2 pseudogenes are annotated in these 724 nt (G+C 65.9%); both read right to left on the bottom strand.

What is annotated here, in order from left to right:
- Positions 1-111, bottom strand: a pseudogene (locus ACLJK8_RS23035) (IS66 family transposase); the annotation flags it as partial.
- A gap of 36 nt (positions 112-147) precedes the next feature.
- Positions 148-609, bottom strand: a pseudogene (locus tag ACLJK8_RS23040) (transposase); the annotation flags it as partial.
- Positions 610-724 lie beyond the last annotated feature (115 nt).

Genomic DNA, 724 nt, shown 5'->3' on the forward strand with positions numbered 1-724 from the left:
GACTGTGCCGCCCTTCGCCAGCAACGGCACGGTGGTATCGTCGCCGTGCAGTCTTTCCGCTGCCAGAACATGCGCGCGGATCAGTTCGTGGACGGGCTTCAGCGCCACCGCGCAGAGCTATGGTTGAATCTGGGTGACGGCGCACGATCAGGCGGCGCGGCTTTCGGCATCGATCGTGGCGACGCCGTCGGTGAATTTGACACCTTCGATGACGCGGGACAACTGGTTCCGGCCGTTCAGCTTGCGCCAGGTCTTCGAAGCCGCGCGGACCAGAGTGAACACCATGAGCCGGGCGGTCTTTTGCGAGAGCGCGCCCTTGGTCCGGACGGTGCGATGCCGGACGGTCGCGAACACGCTCTCGATCGGGTTCGAGGTTCGCAGATGCTCCCACTGCTCGGCGGGGAAGTCATAGAAAGCGAGCAGCGCCTCGGTGTCCTTGGTCAGACAGGCGACGCCGCGCGGGTATTTGGCGCCGTATTTTTCCTTGAAGGTCTCCATCGCCGCGAGCGCCGCCGCCCGGGTCTCGGCGTGGGAGATCTCGCGCAGGTCCGCGGTGACAGCGGGCCGCATGGATTTCGGGAAGTGGTTGAGCACGTTCGAGGCCTTGTGTGTCAATCGGCGCGGGACCGGGGACCGGGATCGGCGTGGAATCGGGGACCCGGGTGATGCGGATTTCGATGGGGTGGTTCGGGTGGTGGAGGGCGTAGCCCGGAACCGCCCGAAC

The sequence above is a fragment of the Amaricoccus sp. W119 genome (assembly GCF_047275745.1).
In the GTDB taxonomy this organism is placed as follows: domain Bacteria; phylum Pseudomonadota; class Alphaproteobacteria; order Rhodobacterales; family Rhodobacteraceae; genus Amaricoccus.